This window comes from Streptomyces sp. NPDC017246 (assembly GCF_044331325.1).
Taxonomy (GTDB): domain Bacteria; phylum Actinomycetota; class Actinomycetes; order Streptomycetales; family Streptomycetaceae; genus Streptomyces.
On the sequence record NZ_JBIRMW010000010.1, the window covers coordinates 144,135 to 163,931 of the forward strand.

9 protein-coding genes are annotated in these 19,797 nt (G+C 69.4%); 5 read left to right on the forward strand and 4 right to left on the reverse strand.

Annotated elements, in window-relative coordinates; translation table 11 throughout:
* Positions 1–20 precede the first annotated feature (20 nt).
* Positions 21–509 (forward strand): DUF1772 domain-containing protein, encoded by a 489-nt coding sequence (locus ACH4MY_RS23575; RefSeq protein ID WP_398005698.1) that lies wholly within the window; start codon positions 21–23, stop codon positions 507–509.
* A gap of 55 nt (positions 510–564) precedes the next feature.
* On the opposite strand, the gene ACH4MY_RS23580 is transcribed toward ACH4MY_RS23575, so the two are convergent.
* From ACH4MY_RS23580 to ACH4MY_RS23590, 3 genes are all read right to left on the reverse strand, one after another.
* The gene (locus ACH4MY_RS23580; protein WP_398005699.1) at positions 565–3,051 is read right to left on the reverse strand and encodes a phosphatidylinositol-specific phospholipase C domain-containing protein; all 2,487 of its coding nucleotides are present in this window, start codon (positions 3,049–3,051) and stop codon (positions 565–567) included.
* 316 nt (positions 3,052–3,367) lie between these two features.
* The gene (locus ACH4MY_RS23585) at positions 3,368–4,219 is read right to left on the reverse strand and encodes a PaaX family transcriptional regulator C-terminal domain-containing protein (protein ID WP_398005700.1); all 852 of its coding nucleotides are present in this window, start codon (positions 4,217–4,219) and stop codon (positions 3,368–3,370) included.
* A gap of 125 nt (positions 4,220–4,344) precedes the next feature.
* On the reverse strand, positions 4,345–5,967 hold the full coding sequence (locus ACH4MY_RS23590; protein WP_398005701.1) for an AMP-binding protein: 1,623 nt from the start codon (positions 5,965–5,967) through the stop codon (positions 4,345–4,347).
* 186 nt (positions 5,968–6,153) lie between these two features.
* Between ACH4MY_RS23590 and ACH4MY_RS23595 the strand changes: the two genes are divergently transcribed.
* The 3 genes from ACH4MY_RS23595 (at position 6,154) to ACH4MY_RS23605 (ending at position 9,365) form a co-directional block, all read left to right on the forward strand.
* A complete protein-coding gene (locus ACH4MY_RS23595; protein WP_398005702.1) occupies positions 6,154–7,311 on the forward strand; it encodes an acyl-CoA dehydrogenase family protein in 1,158 nt (385 codons plus the stop codon).
* Positions 7,308–7,718, forward strand: a complete 411-nt coding sequence (locus ACH4MY_RS23600; RefSeq protein ID WP_327164787.1) for a RidA family protein — start codon at positions 7,308–7,310, stop codon at positions 7,716–7,718. The genes ACH4MY_RS23595 and ACH4MY_RS23600 overlap by 4 nt, the downstream gene beginning before the upstream one ends.
* A gap of 93 nt (positions 7,719–7,811) precedes the next feature.
* Positions 7,812–9,365 (forward strand): MFS transporter, encoded by a 1,554-nt coding sequence (locus tag ACH4MY_RS23605; protein ID WP_398005703.1) that lies wholly within the window; start codon positions 7,812–7,814, stop codon positions 9,363–9,365.
* A 78-nt stretch (positions 9,366–9,443) separates the two neighbouring features.
* Here ACH4MY_RS23605 and ACH4MY_RS23610 read toward each other — a convergent pair whose 3' ends face one another.
* Positions 9,444–12,539, reverse strand: coding sequence for an FG-GAP repeat domain-containing protein (locus tag ACH4MY_RS23610; protein WP_398005704.1), 3,096 nt, complete (start codon positions 12,537–12,539; stop codon positions 9,444–9,446).
* A gap of 454 nt (positions 12,540–12,993) precedes the next feature.
* Here ACH4MY_RS23610 and ACH4MY_RS23615 point away from each other — a divergent pair, with 454 nt between their 5' ends.
* Positions 12,994–19,032: an RHS repeat domain-containing protein gene (locus ACH4MY_RS23615; RefSeq protein WP_398005705.1), complete on the forward strand. Its 6,039-nt coding sequence runs from the start codon at positions 12,994–12,996 to the stop codon at positions 19,030–19,032.
* Positions 19,033–19,797 lie beyond the last annotated feature (765 nt).

A 19,797-nucleotide genomic window follows, 5' to 3' on the forward strand; every position in this document is an offset into this window, starting at 1 on the left:
CCCTGCCCTTGAATGAGGACATGACACAGCAGCGGGGTGGGAAGGGTGCCGGGGCTGTCCTCGGCACGGCGACGGTGGCGACCGGACTGGTCGCGGGGGTGTGGTTCGCGTACGTCTGCTCGGTGATGCCGGCCCTGGCACGCAGCGACGACCGCGTCTTCGCCGAGGTGATGCGGAACATCAACGACGTGATCCAGAACCCGCTCTTCTTCGGCGTGTTCTTCGGGGCGCCGGTCCTCACGGCGGTGGCGGCCTGGCAGTACCGCGCCACGCGGGCGCGGGCCTGGACGTTCGCCGGACTCGCCCTCTCCGTGGCCGTCTTCCTGGTCACTTCGGCGGTGAACGTGCCCCTCAACGACGCGCTCGCGACCATCAAGGACCTGTCGGCCGCCCGTGACGCCTTCGAGGGCCCCTGGGTGGCGTGGAACATCGCCCGTGCCGTCCTGAGCACGGCGGCCTTCGTCTGCCTGCTCCGGGCTCTGACGACGCGGACCCGGGCCGGGGACTAGGCGTGCTCGCCCCGCCGGGGAGCCGGCGGGGCGAGTGGCCGGACGGGAGCGGTTTCTAGATGCGGACGCGGTAGCCGGGGGCTCCGGTACCGGTGGCGATCACTCCCTGGTCGGACCACTTGACGGTGCCGGTCGTGCTGGTGGTGTGGAGGTAGGCGTGGATGGCGCCGTTGTCGTCCAGGACGAGATAGTCGGCGCGGCCGTCGGCGTTGATGTCGGCGAAGCGGATCTGGCCGGCGAGCCAGAGGGAGGAGCCGGTGGCGATGACGCCCTGGTCCGACCAGCCACCGCGGCCGTTTCCACCGGTGTTGACGTACGCGTGGGTGACACCCTGGTCGCCGACGACGAGGTAGTCGGCCCGGGCGTCGCCGCCGACATCGGCGAAGCGGACCTGTCCACCGGTCCACGCGGTGGAGCCGGAGGCGATGACGCCCTGGTCGGTCCACTTGATGGCACCGGTCGTGGCGTCGGTGGTGTTGAGCAGGGCGCGGGTGGCACCGTTGGGGCCGACGACGAGGTAGTCGGCGCGCGCGTCGCCGCCGATGTCGGCGAAGCGGACCTGGTCACCGGTCCACCCGCTGGACCCGGTGGCGATGAGACCTCTGTCCTGCCAGCCGCCGCGGCCGTCGCCGCCCATGTTGACGAAGGCGCGGACCGCCCCGTTGGCGGGGTCCACGACCAGGTAGTCCACGCGGGCGTCGCCGCCGACGTCGGCGAAGCGGACCTGCTTGGCCGACCAGTCGTTGGAGCCGGAGGCGATGAAGCCCTGGTCGGTCCACTCGACGGCACCAGTGGTGGGATTGGCCGTGTTGAGCCAGGCGCGGACGGCTCCGTTGTCGTCCACCACCAGATAGTCGGCCCGGCCGTCGCCGTTGACGTCCACGTCGTAGTCGCCGGAGTCGCCTCCCTGGCGCGGCGGCGCGGGCTTGACCTCGACGGTCTCCTTGATCCAGCCCTTGCCGGCGGCCTCCCCGATGCCGCGCATGAACGCGTTCGTCATCTTGGCGTAGCCGCTGTTGTTGGGATGCAGGTTGTCGTTGAGGTCGTCAGTGGTCAAGGAGCCCATGCCGACCTGCTGGATCTTGTAGCCCCGCTGGAAGCGGTCCAGGACGATCCCCGGGATCGCCTGGTTGTAGGTGTCGATCCGGGCCTGGACCGCGGGGTCGGTGGCCGGCACCAGGGTGGCGACCACGACCACGGTGTCGGGGGAGGCCGCATGGATCTGGTCGATGAGCGCGGCCAGACGTTGGGGCGCGGTCGCCACCTGGTAGTTGCGGTTCATGTCGTTGGTACCGATGTGCAGCGTGATCAGATTGGGCTTCGCCGCAGCCAGCCAGGTCTCGATGTTCGCCTGCAGCTCGTCGATGCGCCAGCCCGAATGCCCCTCGTGACGTGTCACGCCATCGGCGTCGGCCAGCGAACCCACGAACTCCACCACGCCGCCCGAACGCTTGACGAGCCTCTCCGCCAGGGCGGGCCGGTATCCGGTCCGGGTGGAGCTGCCCACGCCCAAGGTGATCGAATCACCCAGCGGCATGACCGTGAGCCGGGGCACCTGCCAAGTGAGGCCGTCCCACGGCCGGTTGGCGGCGATGATCGTATTGATCATGGCGTAGCCGGGGTAGTCCATCATGATCTCGCCGGTGCGGTTCCTCACTGCACCCAGCGGCCCGAGAACCTTTTCGTTCACCCGGTCCGCGACGGCCTTGGGATAGGCGAAGGCGCTGGAGCCGCTTGTGTGGTTCACGTAGATACGTGAGGCGTCGTTGTCGTTGTCCGCCGCGGTGAGGTGGTCCGTGACCTTCCGAACCTTTGCGTCGATGTCACCGGGGAGGATGGTCGCCACCTTCCAGTCGTCCTGGATGGAGAGGCTGCCCCCGTTGATGCCGTACTTTTCGCTGTCCGCACCGATATTACGGAAGCGCTCCAGGACGATCTTTCCGCGTACCTCACTCAACTTCGGAACGGCGGTCTGACCCGTCCCGCTGACCGACGGCCCCCAGAATTTCCTGGCGTTCGGGTCTCCGTCGATATACGTGCGGAAAATCGCGGCGCGTTGCGCGTCGGTCGTACTCTGCGGTTCGTCATTGCAGACTTCGATGGCTTCGCTGCTGTTGTCGCACTCGGCCCGCATGTGCATCATGACTGTTTCGGAGGGATGCGCCGTCAGGAAGTCGTTCAGCACCTTGAGGACATCGCCGAAGTTCGCGTCCTGGTACACCGCGCCGTGGTGGATGGTGAAACTTCCCCCGATGGCCCGCACGCGGATGTCGATGGACCTGATGCCCGCCTGGAGCTGAGCGGCGAGCGTCTGGGCGCTGGGGCCGCCGTTCTGCTGCGTGTACGTACTGTCGCCGCCGCGGATCGACAGCGTGTCGTGGGTGCCGGGGACGGACAGCCAGCCGAGCGGCGTCTCACCATCGATCCCCTTCATCCAGTCGGGATTGTTGGCCTTTCCCAGCGACCGGTAGGCCGGATTGTCCGTGTCGTCGTCCAGCGCCCATGCCGTTCCAGGGGCCAGGACGGCGAGGATTCCGGTCATGGTCATGAGCGTCGAGAGCAGGGCGACGACTCTGTGCCACCCGGCCCTCTTCGCAATGTAATGTCTCACCTAGGGTCTCCAAGAGAGCGTTCACGCGTATCTGTCCTCGATGCCTCGTACGGGGTTCGGCAATCGTCAGGAAGACGAAGAGGCGGAGCTTCTTCCCCGCAGGGCGACAGGCCTTTCGCGAGCATCCCGCACCCTGCTGTCGTTTCGATAACGTGCCACTAACAGCTGACCGGTGGACAAGCACGTCGGAAGAAACCGGCGAACCGGATCGAGGATGAGGCGCGTCCGGGCGCCGAGCCCAGGGTGTCTAGCCCCCGGCCGCGGCGCCGGACCGGTCCCCGGCGCCGGACACGGACGGGCGCACGAACTCCGCGCCCCGGTCCCGCAGCAGCTCGTGCAGGGCCGCGAAGACCTCCGCCGAGCGCCGCCCGGGCCAGTCCTCCGGAAGGAGCTCCGCCGGGAGCACCGGGTCCGCGTACGGCAGGCGCCGCCAGGAGTCCAGGGCGAGCAGATAGTCCCGGTAGGCGTCCTCGGCGCCCGCGGGGGCCGTCCGCCAGGCCCGCAGCACGGGCTCGTGGGCGGCGAGGAACTCCTGGTGGAGCCCGGCGATCGTCGGCAGGTCCCACCAGCGGGCCACCGCCCCGGCCGTGGCCGCGTACCCGAGGTGGTCGCCCCGGAAGAGGTCCACGTACGAGGAGAGCTCCAGGCGCTCCAGGGTGTTCCGGGTCTCCTCGTACAGCCGCGCGGGTGCGATCCAGACGCCCGGGGCCGCCGTGCCGAAGCCGAGGCGGCCGAGCCGGGAGCGCAGCAGGTGCCGCTTGTGCCGCTCGGCCTCGGGGACCGAGAAGACGGCGAGGACCCAGCCCTCGGAGAGCTTCGGTTCGGTACGGGCGTAGATCCGGCGGTCGCCGTCGTCCAGGAGCCGGCGGGCGTCCTCCGAGAGGGCGTACCCGGCGGCCCCGTCGGCCGTCCTGCCCGGCAGCAGCAGTCCGCGCCGCTTCAGCCGCGACACCGAGGAGCGCACCGAGGGCGCGTCCACCCCGAGGGCCGCGAGCAGCCGGATGAGCGCGGCCACCGGCATCGGCGAGCCGTCGGACGTACGGCCGTACGCGCCGTAGAGGGAGACGATCAGGGATCGGGGGGTGTGCTGCTCGGCCACGTGATCACTTTAGAGGGTGGTTCCACGGTCGCGCCCGGCCGTGCGGGCGGCTCCCGGGGTGTGCGGGCGGCTCCCGGGTGTGCCAGGTGGCTCTCGGCCGTGCCCGGCGGCGGCGGGCCCGTCGGTCATGCCGGGTCCCGCAGCCGGAAGCGCTGGAGCTTGCCCGTGGGCGTGCGCGGCAGCGCGTCCAGGAAGACGATCTCGCGGGGCGACTTGTAGGGGGCCAGCCGGGCGCGGACGAAGGCCCGCAGCGCGGCCGCCGTGCTCGCGTCGCGCGGCACCCCGTCCCGTACCACCGTGTAGGCCACGACGACCTGGCCGCGCAGGGTGTCGGGGCGGCCCACCACCGCCGTCTCCACGACGTCGGGGTGGTCGATGAGGACCTCCTCGACCTGCGGTCCCGCGATGTTGTACCCGGCCGAGATGATCATGTCGTCGGCCCGTGAGACATAGCGGAAGTAACCGTCGGGCTCGCGGACGTACGTGTCGCCCGTGACGTTCCAGCCCTCGCGCACGTACTCCGTCTGGCGGGGGTCGGCCAGATAGCGGCAGCCCACCGGTCCGCGCACCGCGAGCAGTCCCTCCTCGCCGTCCGGAACCCCCTTGCCCGCGTGGTCCACGATCCTGGCCTGCCAGCCGGGCACCGGGCGGCCGGTGGTGCCGGGGCGGATGTCGCCGTCGGCGGCGGAGATGAAGATGTGCAGGAGCTCGGTCGCGCCGATGCCGTTGATCAGACGGAGGCCGGTGCGGGCGTACCAGGCCGTCCAGGTCGCCTCCGGGAGGTTCTCGCCGGCCGAGACGCAGCGGCGCAGCGAGTCGATGTCGGGGGCGGTGCCCTGGGCGAGCTCTTCGAGCATGACCCGGTAGGCCGTCGGGGCGGTGAAGAGCACCGACACCCCGTGCCGCTCGATCGCGGCGAGCAGCTGCTTGGGCCCGGCCTGTTCGAGCAGGACCGCGCTCGCCCCGGCCCGCAGGGGGAAGACGACGAGCCCGCCGAGGCCGAAGGTGAAGGCGAGCGGCGGCGAACCGGCGAAGACGTCGTCGGGCAGCGGGCGCAGGACGTGCGCGGAGAAGGTGTCGGCGACGGCCAGGAGGTCCCGGTGGAAGTGGACGCAGCCCTTGGGCCGCCCGGTCGTGCCGGAGGTGAAGGCGATGAGGGCCACGTCGTCGGCGGCCGTCGCCACCGCCGTGTAGGGGCCGGTGCGACGGGCGGCGAGGGCGAGCAGGTCGTCCGGCCCCTCGCCGTCGAAGGGGGTGATTCGGAGCCCGGGTATCCGGGCCGCGAGCAGCTCGTCGACGGCACGGCTGTCGCAGAGGGCGTGGGTGCAGCGGGCCGCGTCGGCCATCGCGGCCAGTTCGGGGGCGCGCTGCTGGGCCAGCACGGTGACGGCGACCCCGCCCGCCTTCATCACGGCGAGCCAGCAGGCGGCCAGCCAGGGAGTGGTGGGTCCGCGCAGCAGGACCCGGTTGCCGGGCCGGACCCGCAGGTCGGAGGTGAGGACATGGGCGATGCGGTCGACCCGGTCCTGGAGCTCCCCGTAGGTCCAGACGCCGCCCTCGCCGTCGTGGAAGGCGGGCCGGTCGGCGCCGAATCGTTCCACCGTGCGGTCGAGGAGTTCCGCGCCGCAGTTGAGCCGGTCGGGGTACGAGAGCTCGGGGAGGTCGAAGAGGAGACGCGGCCAGCGGTCCGGCGGCGGAAGCCCGTCGCGGGCGAACGTGTCGAGGTGGGCCGAGGGTGTCAGCTCCATGAGTCCGTCCCCCTGTCGTGGTGGGGTCGCTCGTCGCTCCACGAGCGTATCGTGTTGGTGACGGCAGTCAACGGTTCGCGACAAGAGCGCCCGGAAGCGCTCCGAGGAAGGCGCCGGGCGGCGCGGGGACGCAGACGCCCGTCGGCGCAGGGACGAAGGCGCCCGAGGGCGTCGGAGAGGGCCCACATGCCCGCATTCTCGCTCGATCCGCAACAGATCACCTGGTGTGCGGAACTCCGCGCACTCGCCGCCGAACGCCTGAAACCCCTCGCCGACAAGGGCGAACCCGGCCGGGTCAACCGCCCCCTCGTGGCCGAGCTCGGCGAGCTCGGCCTCCTCGCCCGGCTCTTCGACGCGGGCGCCCTCGAACTCTGCCTCCTGCGCGAATCCCTCGCCCGCACCTGCACCGAAGCCGAGACCGCCCTCGCCCTCCAAGGCCTCGGCACCCACCCCGTCGCCGCCTTCGGCACCCCCGCGCAGCGCGCCCGCTGGCTCCCCGAGGCCACCGCGGGACGGGCCGTCGCCGCCTTCGCGCTCTCCGAACCCGACGCCGGCTCCGACGCCGCCGCACTCGCCCTGGAGGCCCGCCCCGACGGCGCCGGAGGCTGGCGCCTGTACGGCGAGAAGCGCTGGATCTCCAACGCCCCCGAGGCCGACTTCGCCACCGTCTTCGCCCGCACCACCCAAGGCGCCGGAGCCCGCGGCGTCAGCGCCTTCCTCGTCCCCGCCGACCGGCCGGGGCTCGGCGGCAGCCCCCTCGACATGCTCGCCCCGCACGCCCTCGGCACCCTCACCTTCGACGGCGTCCCCGTCGGACCCGACGACCTGCTCGGCGAACCCGACCGGGGCTTCCGGGTCGCCATGCACACCCTCAACCTCTTCCGCCCCAGCGTCGGGGCGTTCGCCGTCGGCATGGCCCAGGCCGCCCTCGACGCCGCCCTCGCCCACACCGCCGCCCGCCCCGCCTTCGGCGGCCACCTCGCCGACCTCCAGACCGTCGCCCACCGGATCGCCGAGATGGCCACCCGCACCGAGGCCGCCCGCCTGCTCGTCTACGCGGCCGCCACCGCGTACGACGAGGGCGACCCGGACGTACCCCGCCGCTCCGCCATGGCCAAGCTCCTCGCCACCGAGACCGCCCAGTACGTCGTCGACTCCGCCGTCCAACTCCACGGCGCCCGCGCCCTGCAACGAGGCCACCTCCTCGAACACCTCTACCGCGAGGTCCGCGCACCCCGGATCTACGAGGGGGCGACCGAGGTCCAGCGCGCGATCATCGCCAAGGAGCTGTACGCGTCCCACCGGCGTAGGCTCGACAGCCTCCAGGAGGTGCCCTCCTCATGAGCCTGCACCGGCACAACCCCGCCGAACTCGCCCCGCCCACCGGCTTCTCCCACGCGGTGACCGCCACCGGCTCCCGGCTGGTCTTCCTCGCCGGACAGACCGCCCTCGACAACGAGGGCGCCGTCGTGGGGGACACCCTCACCGAGCAGTTCACCACCGCCCTCGGCAATCTGCTCACCGCCCTGCGGCACGCCGGCGGCACCCCCGCCGACCTCGCCCGCGTCACCGTCTACACCACCGACGTCGACGACTACCGCACCCACGCCCATGAACTCGGACGGATCTGGCGCCGGTTGGCGGGCCGCGACTACCCGGCGATGGCCGTGATCGGAGTCGTACGCCTCTGGGACGAGCAGGCCCGGGTGGAACTGGACGGCTTCGCGGTCCTGGACGAGCCGCACGCTTGATCAACTGGTCACCCCGGCAGGCCGGGCTTAGTGTCGAAAGGTGGACTGACCGGCCCACGGCTCACTCACCAGGCGCGGACCCGAGGTCGCCAAATGAGTACACCCCAGCCGACGCCCCCGGCACAGACCGCCACCCCCAGCAAAGGCAGTGACGGCAAGGGCATCGCCCTGTTCGTGATCGCCTCCTGCCAGCTGATGGTGGTTCTCGACATCACCATCGTGAACATCGCGCTCCCACACATCCAGAGCGCGCTGGACTTCTCCACGACCAGCCTGTCCTGGGTCGTCAACGCCTACACCCTCACCTTCGGCGGCCTGCTGCTCCTCGGCGGGCGCGCGGGCGACATCCTGGGCCGGCGCCGCGTCTTCATCTTCGGCGTCCTGCTCTTCGGTCTCGCCTCGCTCTTCTGCGGACTGGCCCAGAGCGAGTGGCAACTCCTCGCGGCCCGGGCCCTGCAGGGCGTCGGCGGCGCGATAGCCTCCCCGACCTCGCTCTCCCTCATCACCACCACGTTCGACGAAGGCCCGGAACGCAACCGGGCCTTCGGTGTCTTCGCGGGAGTCTCGGCAGGCGGCGGCGCCATCGGCCTGGTGGCCGGCGGCATGCTCGTCCAATGGCTCGACTGGCGCTGGATCTTCTTCGTCAACGTCCCGATCGCCCTGCTGATCGCGTTCCTCACACCGCGCCACGTCAAGGAGTCCGAGCGGCACCCCGGCCACTTCGACCTGCTCGGTGCCCTGACCTCGACGCTCGGCATGGTGGCCCTGGTGTACGGATTCATCCGGGCCGCGCAGGAGGGCTGGAGCGACCCCTACACGATCGGCTCGTTCGTCGCCGCGGTCGTCCTCCTGGCCACCTTCATCCTGATCGAGCGCCGCTCCCAGCAGCCCATCACACCACTGCACATGTTTGCCGACCGCAACCGCTCGGGCACCTACGTCATCATGCTCTGCCTGGCGGCGGCCATCTTCGGGATGTTCTTCTTCCTCACCCTGTTCGTCCAGCAGGTGCTCGGCTTCAGCCCCCTGACGACGGGTCTCGCGTTCCTGCCGATCAGCGCGATCATCGGCGTCGGCGCCGCCCTGACGTCCAACCTGCTGCCCCGGTTCGGCCCGAAACCCTTCATGGTGACCGGCTCGGTGCTCGCCGCGGCCGGACTGTCCTGGCTGACGCTCACCGACATCGACTCCACGTATCTGGGCAGCATCCTCGGACCGATCCTCGTCTTCGGCCTCGGCATGGGCCTGATGTTCGTCTCCCTGACCATCATGGCGCTGTCGAACGTCGAACCCCACGAGTCGGGCGCCGCCTCCGGCCTGCTCAACGCCACGCAACAGGTGGGCGGTTCGCTGGGCCTGTCGATCCTCGTGACGGTCTTCGGAACGGCCAGCCGCACCGAGGCGGACACGCAGGTCCCCGCCTTCCTCTCCCAGGCGGGACCACTGGAGAAGGCCCAGTTCGCCAAGACCGGCCAGCTGCCGCCCCCCTGGGGCGACGAGGTCCTGACCGCCGGAGTCTCCGCGGGCTTCGTCACGGCGGCGGTGTTCGCCGTGGTCGCCGCCCTGATAGCCGTCTTCGTGATCCAGGTCCGCCAGTCGGACATCGACCGCCTGAAGGGCGGAATGGGCCCACCGGGCGTCGGCTGAACCGCGCGACGGCGGCACAACGGAGCGCGGCCCCGACGGGAGATGGATCCCGCCGGGGCCGCCGTGCTGCTGCCGGGGTCAGCCCAGGTCTTGGAACGAGCTCCAGCCGCCGGTGCCGACGACCGTGCCCGAGCCCACGGCGTTCGGGTAGAAGTACAGCTGGCCCTCGCCGCTGGTCGACCAGATGTCCGAGGTCCCGTCCCCGTTGGCGTCGGGGACGGCGGTGAACAGCGGGCGGTTGGTCTTGGTCCAGCCCGTGCCGATGACCGTGGACGTGGTGCCGTTGCCGAGGCCGGTACCGTCGGCGGTGCCGGGGTAGAGGCGGAGCTCGCCGTTGGCCCCGTTCCTCGCGATGAGGTCGACGTCGCCGTCCTTGTCGCGGTCACCCGGGGCGGCGAGATCGAAACCGGTCCAGCCGCCGGTGCCGACGAGCAGCGGGTCCTTGCCGCTGTCGAGCCGGTGGTCGGCCGACCCGAAGTAGAGCCAGAGCTTGCCGCCCTCCTTGACCAGGAGGTCGGGGTGGCCGGGAACGTCGATCACACCGTCGGCGTCCGTGTCCAGCGGGCCGTCCACATCGCCGACGGCGAGGATCTGGGAGGCGTTCTCCCAGTGGTTGTTCGTGTCGCTGAAAACGGAGAGCTCGATCTCGTCGTACCGGCACGCCTTCGACACACCGTCGGCCTGTTCGTCACGCGCGGAGCACGCGTAGCCGAAGCCGTTGTTGGGGTGGACCGTGATGGTCTTCCCGTCGCTTCCGGCGTTGAGGGCCACGAGGTCCTCGAATCCGTCCTGCGTCCAGTCTCCGCGGCGGGTGACGTCGGCGCCGGTGAAGTCCTGGTTCGCGGCCGTGGTGGCGGGCGACAAGGTGCCCTTGCCGTGACCGGCGTAGAACCAGAGGTCACCGTCGGTGCGGACGCCGTAGAAGTCGGCGGCTCCGTCACCGTTGAGGTCACCCGGCTTGTCGGGGGTGTCGAGGCCGTTGGCGTAGAACCAATAGCGCGCCGTGTCGGAGATGTTGCCGCCCTTGTCGGTCTGCCGGACGCTGAGGGAGTGCCTGCCGACACTGGGTGGCGTGAGCTTGACGTCGGCGAGGAAGCCACCCAGGGCGCCGAACGCGATCTTGCGGATGGTCGGATCCCAGTCGGTCCAGTACTCGAAGGTGAAGGCGGGATCCGTGTCCTGGTTCCTCAGCCGGAACGTTCCCTCGCTGCGGGCGAGGCCGGTGGTCTCGGGCCAGCCCTCGGAGCCGTCCGGGAACTGGGTCGAGCTGACGCTCGGCGGAAAACTCGGCCGGGTGGCGTCGAACCTGAAGACGCAGACGGGGCTCCAGGCACTGGTGAGCTCGCCGTCCTCGGCGCGTGCGTGCCAGGAGAAGAGACCCGAGGAGGTGGTTCCGGCGTCAGCCAGGAGGGTCTTCATCGTCGCCTTGAGGACCGTGAGCTTCGCGCCCTTGCCGGAGGGGACGTCGACGACCTGGTTGACCTCGTTGTCGGGACCGCCGTGGCCGTAGGGCCACATGACGAAGCGGGCCTTGGCCATGCCGCCGTCCGGGTCGGAGAAGGTGCCCGAAAGCGTGATGTCGGTGTTGCCGATCGTCGGGGTGCCCATCATCGCTTCGCCGGCCACACAGGCGTCGGTGTTCGTGTCCGGAGTGGTGTCGAGGCTCGTGGGCGCCTTGGGGTACGTGTTGAAGTCGGTGGACAGCGTCGCCGTCGCCACGTCGAACTTCTTCCACGCGTATACGTCGGTCTCGCTGCTGGCGCGCAGACCGAGCGTGATGTTGTTCCACTTCTTCGTCGCCGCCTCGGTGGCCGCGGAGGTGACGTCGAAGGCGAGGTTGCCGGCCGGGCAGTCACCGCCGGCCCAGCCGAGGGAGGTGTCGGAGTGGCTCAGCTTCCTGGCCCACATGGTGGAGTTGTCCTGGCTGGTCCAGGTCGTGGAGGTCGAGATGCCCCCCGTGAGCCAGAGCTCGGTCCTTCGGTCCTCGCATGACCAGGACCAGGTGTTCTTGATCCGGAAGGTCGACTTCTTGATCTTCTTCTTGGTGTTCCAGAGGTTGTTGGAATCCATCCGGAAGAACGAGCGGCCGAGTCCGTTGGTGATGTTCTCGTAGCCCACCCGCGCTTCGCTGGTCCCGACACTGCCGTCGGAGTTGTGCCAGCCCGCGCCGTTGAAGTAGGCGGTGCCCGGAGTGCGCTTGTAGGCGAGCGCCCAGGCCTCACGAGTGCCGGGGACGGCATAGGTGGGGTCGATGTACACCGGGTACGTGGTGTCGTCGCCGGTCAGCAGAGGCTGGTCCGGGGTCAGGGTCATGGAGCCCTTGCCGAGGGAGACGCCCAGGTCGGCCTCCTTGGCACCGTGCCCGGGCTCGAACCTGTCGGTGGGCGGTGTCGATGCGCCGGCGGCACGCGTCTTGCCGAGGCCGTTCGAGGTCGAGCTGTCCCACATACGGGGTGTCGGCGCGGTGAAGACCTGCTGGCCGGCCGCGTCGACCGCGGTCAGGTTGCCGTTCGAGTCCGCCGAGACGTTCACGCCGTCCGTGGCCATGGAGAAGCGGATCGACTTGAGGGCCGGGTTCGCGGCGGCCTCGGGCGTCTTGACGACGAGGAGCTGGCCGAAGCCGGCATTGCCCGCACGGAGAGTGAGGTCGACCCCGGGAAGCACCTCCGCATAGGTCGCGGTGTCGCCCTGGGTGGTGGGCTTCGGCAGTGCGTTCGGCCAACTGAGCGAAAGTTTCCGGCCGTTGTGGACGATGCTGACGGCAGGGCCCGTTCCGCCGCCCGAGAACGAGAGTCCGGCCATCGTGGCCTTCGGGCCTATCCGCCCGTCCTTCGTCGGCTCGAGGCCCGTGTCGATGGGCACGAGCTGGTTGTCCTTCCGCGTCCATCGCGGCAGCGCGTACTGCTCTTGGGTGTAGCCGCCCGATGGATTGGCGAAGAGCTGGGACGTCTCGGTGCGACGGGCCAGGACCTCGACGCGCTTACCGGTCTCTCTGGCCTGCTTGCCGGCGGTGTCCTCCGGCGCGGGCTGCGGTGAGGCGGTCCGCGTGGTGGTCGGCGCGGCCTCGGCGGTCGGCTGGGGTGCGAGCGCGGAGCCGAGGACGGCTGCGGTGGTGACGGCTATGACACCGACGACGGGTCTTTTCGCACTTCTTCGAATGGTCCGATTCCTCATGATTTCCCCTCCCAGGATTCGGTCGCCCCGCACAATAGATCGTTTGCAGCCCAGGAGGATGCGCCGTTTTCAGGACTATGTCACTTGGCTGATTTTCACGCCCGAGAGTGCACGGTTCCAGTGGAATTAGCCTGCTTGCCCAAAATGGCCAGGGCTACTTGACGGATTTTCAGTTCTCTTCTTTTCACCCTCACCCTCGGTGAACGAGCCTGCCGTTAACTTCTGTCGGTTACGGACGTGCCTGTGGCGCATCCGTACAATTGGGTGGGGAGAAGTACAAGTGAGTGAGCTCGACACGAGCAGAACTCTTCTGGGGAGAAGACAGATCAGGACAGTCGCCGTCCTGACCGCGGGATTGCTTTCCGTGGGTCTGCTGGGGGGACCGGTGGCGGCGGCGGTCACTGAATGGCGGCCTGACAAGCCACGGGAGACCGATCCCGTACAGGTGGAGCCGGTGGCTCCCCATCAGAAGAGCGCACGCCAGAAGGCATCCACCGCCACGACGTGGCGGACTCCTCAGGTGGCCTGGCCGGCCCAGGCATCGGCCGACCAGAGCCTCGGCAGGGCATCCGTCGCGATCCCGCAGGCCGCGAAGAGCGCCGTCCTTTCGCCGCTCGCCGATCCGGCGGTGTCCGGCGTCCGGGTCTGGAAGCAGAACGCGAAGGCCGCCGAGCGGACGCGCGTGAACGTGCTCGGCCGGGACACGGCGCGGCGCCTCGGCGTCGAAGGGGTCGTGCTCTCCGTACAGCCCCTGCAGAAGGCGACCGGTGAGGTACGCGTCGAGCTGGACTACGACGCGTTCCGCGACGCCTACGGCGGCGACTGGTCCTCCCGGCTGCGGCTGAGGGCGCTGCCCGCCTGTGCGCTGACCACGCCCGAGGCCAAGGGCTGCGGCGTGGGCAAGGAACTGGCGACGGTCAACGACGTCGAGGCGGGGAAGCTGTCCGCGCCCGTGACGCTGTCCGCCGCGGCCGGGGAAGCCACCGTCCTGGCGGCCACCGCCGCGGCGTCCGGCTCGTCCGGCGACTTCAAGGCCACGTCGCTCGCCGCGTCCGCGTCCTGGTCGGCGGGCGGGGCCAGCGGTGGTTTCTCCTGGAACTACGACATCGACGTCCCGGACGTCCCGGGCGACGTCAGCCCGCAGCTCAAGCTGGGGTACGGCTCACAGGCCGTCGACGGCCGGACGGCCGCCACCAACAACCAGCCGGGCGGCGTCGGCGACGGCTGGTCCATGGAGCCCGGCTACATCGAGCGTCAGTACATCCCCTGTACGGACGACAAGGCGAACAGCAACAACACCACCGCAAAGGTCGGCGACCTCTGCTGGAAGAAGGACAACGCGGTCCTCAACCTCGGCGGCCGCACCAACCAGCTGATCTGGGACACCGCGTCGAGCACGTGGAACCTGGAGACCGACGACGGCACCAAGATCGTCAAGGCCACCAGCTCCGCCGCCGACAACTACGGCGACAACAACGGCGACGACAACGGTGAGTACTGGAAGGTGACGACGCCGGACGGCACCCAGTACTACTTCGGCGCCAACCGGCTGAACGGCTGGGCCACCGGAAAGACGGAGACCCGTTCCACCTGGACGGTCCCCGTCTTCGGCAACCACACCGGCGAGCCCTGCTACAACGCCGCGTTCAAGGACGCCTGGTGCCAGCAGGCCTGGCGCTGGAACCTCGACCTGGTCGTCGACCCGCACGGCGACGCCATGACGTACTACTGGGGCGAGGAGGCCAACTCCTACGGCCGCAACGTCGACCCCGACACAGGCGCCTCCACCGCGACCCCGTACGACCGGAGCGGCTACCTCAAGCGCATCGAGTACGGCCTGCGCGACTCCAACCCCTACGGTCAGCCCACCGCGAAGGTCGAGTTCACCCACACCGAGCGCTGCCTCACCGGCTGCACGGTCTTCGACAAGACCAACGCGAAGAACTGGCCGGACGTACCCTTCGACCAGTACTGCGCCACCGGGACCGAGTGCAAGGACCGCTACTCGCCGTCCTTCTGGACCCGGATGAAGCTCTCCACCATCGCCACGTACGTCTGGTCCGCGGCCGCCTACAAGCCCGTCGACAGCTGGGTCCTGGACCACGACTTCCCGGTGACGGGCGACAGCTCCACCTCCAAGCCGCTCTGGCTCAAGTCGATCACCCGCAGCGGTCACACCGGCACCGGCACCGTCAAGCTGCCCCCGGTGACCTTCAACAGCGTCGCGATGCCCAACCGCGTCGAAGGCGCGACCACGGGCGGCGAGCCCGACCCGGTCCCGGCCATGTGGCGCCTCCGCGTCTCCGCCGTCAACACCGAGACGGGCGGCACCATCGGCGTCGGCTACACGCCGCCGGACTGCTCGGCCACGAGCGTGCCGTCCCCGACCTCCAACAACCGGCGCTGCTACCCGGTCAAGTGGTCCCCGCCGGACGCCCCGGCCGCGAACTACGAGCCGTACCTCGACTGGTTCCACGCCTACGCCGTCAACCTGATCGTCGAGAACGACAACACCGGCGGGGCGGCCGCGAAGCGCACCGAGTACACCTACCCCGAGGGCATGGCCTGGGCCAAGGCCAAGGACGACGAGTTCACCAAGGCCGCGCACCTCACCTACGGCGACCGCAAGGGCTTCGGCCTCGTCCAGGTGCGGACCGGCGCGTCCCCCTTCCAGCGCACCCTCAAGGAGTACCGCTACTTCCGCGGCATCCCCGGTGCCGCCGTGAAGGACAGCGAAGGCATCGCGGTGACCGACCACGAGGCCTTCGCCGGCATGACCCGCGAGGAGGCCACGTACAACGGTGACGGCGGCCGCCTGGAGTCCACCAGCAGCTTCACCCCGTGGGTGTCGTCGGCGACCGCGACGGAGGACCGCGGGGAAGGCCTTCCCGACCGCCACGCGTACATCACCGGCGGCCAGAAGGAGAAGCTCCGCACCGCCGTCGGCCAGGGCTGGCGCACCACCGAGACGCACCGGACCTTCGACACCAACGGCCATGTCCTCACCGAGTCCCGGCTCGGCGACACGGCCGTCACCGGTGACGAGGAGTGCACCACCACGACCTACGCCCCCGGCGGCATCCTCGGACTGCCGTCGGAGATCAGGACCGTGGCCACCTCCTGCGGTACGGCTCCGAACCTGCCCGACGACCTGATCTCCGTCGAGCGCCGCTACTACGACGGGGCCACCGCCCTCACCACCGCGCCGGTCAAGGGCGACGTCACCCGGATCGACGAGCAGGACGCGGCGGGCACCGGCTACGTCACCACGGCGAAGCACAGCTACGACCAGCACGGACGCGAGCTCACCGACACCGACGCGCTCGCGCAGACCACCACCACCGTCTACAGCCCGACCACCGGCATCCCCACCTCGATGACGGTGACCAACCCCCTCGGGCACGCGGCGGTCACCACCTACGACCCGGTGCGCGGAGTGGTCGTCGCGTCCGTCGACGCCAACGGCAAGCGCACGGACGCGGTCCACGACGGACTCGGCCGCGTGCTCAAGGTGTGGCAGCCCGGCTGGACGAAGGCCGACCACGCCACCCAGCCGTCCGCGGAGTACACGTACAAGATCTCCGCGACCCAGGCGAACGCGGTCACCACCAAGACCCTCAAGCAGGACGGCACCTACCGCACCACGTACGCCCTGTACGACGGTCTGCTGCGCGAGCGCCAGGCGCAGGCCCAGGCCGGCGGCACCCAGCACACGATCATGACGGAGACCCGTTACGACTCGCGGGGCTGGGTCTGGAAGAGCTTCGCCCCGTACTACGCCGACGTCGCCCCGTCCGCGACGCTCTACACGGCGAAGGAGATCCACCAGGTCGACAACGCCACCGAGAACCACTTCGACGGCATGGGCCGCGTCACCGAGGCCCTGTCGCTCTTCCGAGGCGACGAGAAGTGGCGGACGACCACGGCCTACGGCGGCGACCGGGTCACCGTGACCCCGCCCAAGGGCGGCACCGTCACCACCACCGTGACCGACGCCGCCGGACGCACCACCGAGCTCATCCAGTACGCCGGCGCCGGGCAGACCCAGCCCCAGAAGACGAGCTACACCTACGGCAAGTTCGACGAGCCCACCTCGGTCACCGACCCGGCGGGCAACACCTGGACCTACACCTACGACAACCGGGGCCAGAAGACCGAGGTCGACGACCCCGACAAGGGGAAGACGACCCTCACGTACGACGCCAACGGGCAGGTCCTCACCGGCAAGGACGCCAGGAACATCACCCTGACGACCGTCTACGACAAGCTCGGCCGCAAGACCGAGGTCAAGAAGGACAGCGACACCCTCGCCAAGTGGACCTACGACACCCTCGCCAAGGGACAGCTCACCAGCAGCACCCGCTACGACGGCGCCGTCGCGTACACCATGGCGAACGGCGGGTTCGACGACCGCTACCAGCCGACGTCCACCAGCCTGACCGTGCCGACCGCGGTGAGCGGCCTCGAAGGCACCTACACCTGGACGTACGGCTACAGCCCCGAGACCGGCGCGTTGCAGTGGACGCTCAACCCGGCCGTCGGTGACATCCCCGCCGAACGGGTCGTCACCAACTACAACAGCGACGACCAGCCGTACCGCACCACGCGTGCGGGATCCGTGCTCGTCGCCAACGTGCAGTACGACGTCTTCGGCCGCCCCGTCGGCACCGAGTTCGGCGACGCCCTCGACAAGAAGGTCTTCCGGACCCAGGCGTACGACGAGCACACCGGGCGCCTGATCGAGCGGACCACCGACCGGTTCCTCGCCCCGAGGCGGGTCGACCGCTCCCTCTACGACTACGACGCCTCGGGCAACGTCACCGGGATCACCAGCACCACCGGCCAGGACGCCACCGCGTCCACCGACCGTCAGTGCTTCACCAACGACGCCCTCGGCCGGCTGACCGAGGCGTGGACGGCGAAGACCGACTGCGCCACGGCACCGGCCTCGACAAGCGTCGGCGGCCCGGACGCGTACTGGCTCACCTACGGCTACGACAAGCTCGGCAACCGCACCGGACAGAGCGACAAGCTGGCCGGCGCCACGACCGACTTCACCCACCCGGCGGCCAAGGCCGACCGGCCGCACGCCGTCCAGCAGGCCACCGTCGCCGGCGGTCCGGACAACGGCCGGGTCAGCACCTTCCAGTACGACGCCACCGGCAACACCACCAACCGCACCATCGGCACCAAGGTGCAGGACCTGACCTGGGACGCCGAAGGGCACCTCGCCACCCTGGTCGAGGCCGGCAAGACCACCAGCTACCTGTACGACGCCGACGGCGACCGGCTCGTCACCCGGAACGCGGACGGCAGCACCGTGCTGTCGCTGCCGAACGGTGACGAACTCAAGCGGGCGGCGAACGGCACCAAGACCGCGACCCGCTACTACACCCACGGCGGCGAGACCGTCGCGGTCCGCACCGGCGCGACCATCTCCTACCTGGTCGGCGACCACCAGGGAACGGCCATGACGGCCATCGACACCGCCACCCTGGGCGTCACCCACCGCAAGCAGCTCCCCTTCGGCGAACTGCGCACGGCCCAGTCGGGAACCTTCGGCACCCGCGGCTTCGTCGGCGGCACGAACGACCCGACCGGCCTGACACACCTGGGGGCCCGCGAGTACGACCCGGGCACGGGCCGCTTCCTCTCGGTCGACCCCGTCATCGACTTCGACGACCCGGCCCAGATGAACGCCTACGCCTACGGCCACAACAACCCGCTGACCAAGGCGGACCCGACGGGCCTGCGCCCCGACGGCCCGGCCGGCGGAGCGTCGTACAACGACACCCGCTGGGGCAACGACCGCGGCATGTCGGTGGGCTACACGTACAAGAGCGGCCAGTGGATCTGGCACCAGAGCCCGCGCAAGGACGCGGAATCCCAGCGCCGCTACAAGGCGTACCGGGCGAACCCGTCGCACTACAAGGTCTACCACTACAACGCGAAGGCGGTCGCGGCGGCGAAAGCCCAGGCGGCGAAGCGGGCAGCCGAACGCCAGGCTAGGGCCGACGCGGAGCGTCGCAAGAAGGAGAGTATCTGGGGGAAGATAGCCGGCGGCTTGGATACGGCCTGGGATAACACGGGAGGGAAGGCTGTATCTGGAGTCGCAGATGCAGCAGAAGCCACCGGTGAGTTCGTATCCGATCACTGGCGGGGAATTGCGCAGATCGGCATTACCGCGGCAGCACTCCTTGGTGGGGCTCTCTGTATCGCAGCCACGGCAGGGCTCTGTGGAGGGGTCATCGCCGGTTATGTGATTGCCGCAGGGATCGGTGCAGCCGGCGGAGCCGCAAGTTACTCGATCAGCGGTGGAAAGCACACAGGAAGGGGATATGCGCAGGCGGCAACCGTGGGCGCGGCACAAAATATCGGCGGAGTATTCGCTGGTAAGGTTGCATTCAGGCTCCACGCTGCGCACCAGTTCCGCAGCACCTGGTCTGGAATGGCGAGGCTGATGTTCACGAAGAAGAAGTACTGGAAGCCGTAGAGCTCGAACGGTAGTCGGGTGGCTGAAGCTCGGTTGACGGCTTCAGCCACCCAAGCCGTCGGAAGCGAGCCAGCGTGAATGTAAGCTCCAGCGGATGGGATAAAGGGTGGCAAAAAGGGTACATCGGGCCGCTGGAACGCAAACCTTCATGGATTTGCTGAGAAATCCCAAGCGTCTCGTCGACCAGTTCCTGGTGGATGCTCCGGAGCGCGCAAGGGCGGATGTTATGGCTTTCGATTCCGGAGAACCTCGCGCTGTCACCGCTTACATTCGTGAAGGCGGAAGGTTTCACCGGGGGATGTTGATCCTGGACTCCGCCGCAGATTCATGCATAATCTGGAAGCCGGTCCGATTCGCCAAGGAATCGAGCGTTATGAATTTGGTTGCCCCATTTCACGTTCATGGCGCAGGGTCGATAACTGGAGAAGGCGGTCGGGTTGATCGCGACATGTTCCGCCTGCTTTCTGTAGAGGATTCTCGTCGGTGCTGGGAGTTCGCAATTCCGGCGATCGATGTGCCCCTCGTTCGCAGGGCTATTTCCTTTGGTTCGACCGCGTGAGAGCCGGTGACCCGGTGATGCAGTGTCGTACGGCTGCAGGAAATCGCACCCGGTGGCTTACGAAGCGAGGAGGCAAGCCGCCGCGGGGGGGGGGGGGGGGGGGGGGGGGGGCCAAAAAACACCAACCAACACACCCAAGTAAGGTGGGGGGGGGTGGGGGGGGGGGGGGCCCCGCAGGGGGGTGGTGGGGGCAGGAGTATGGAAAA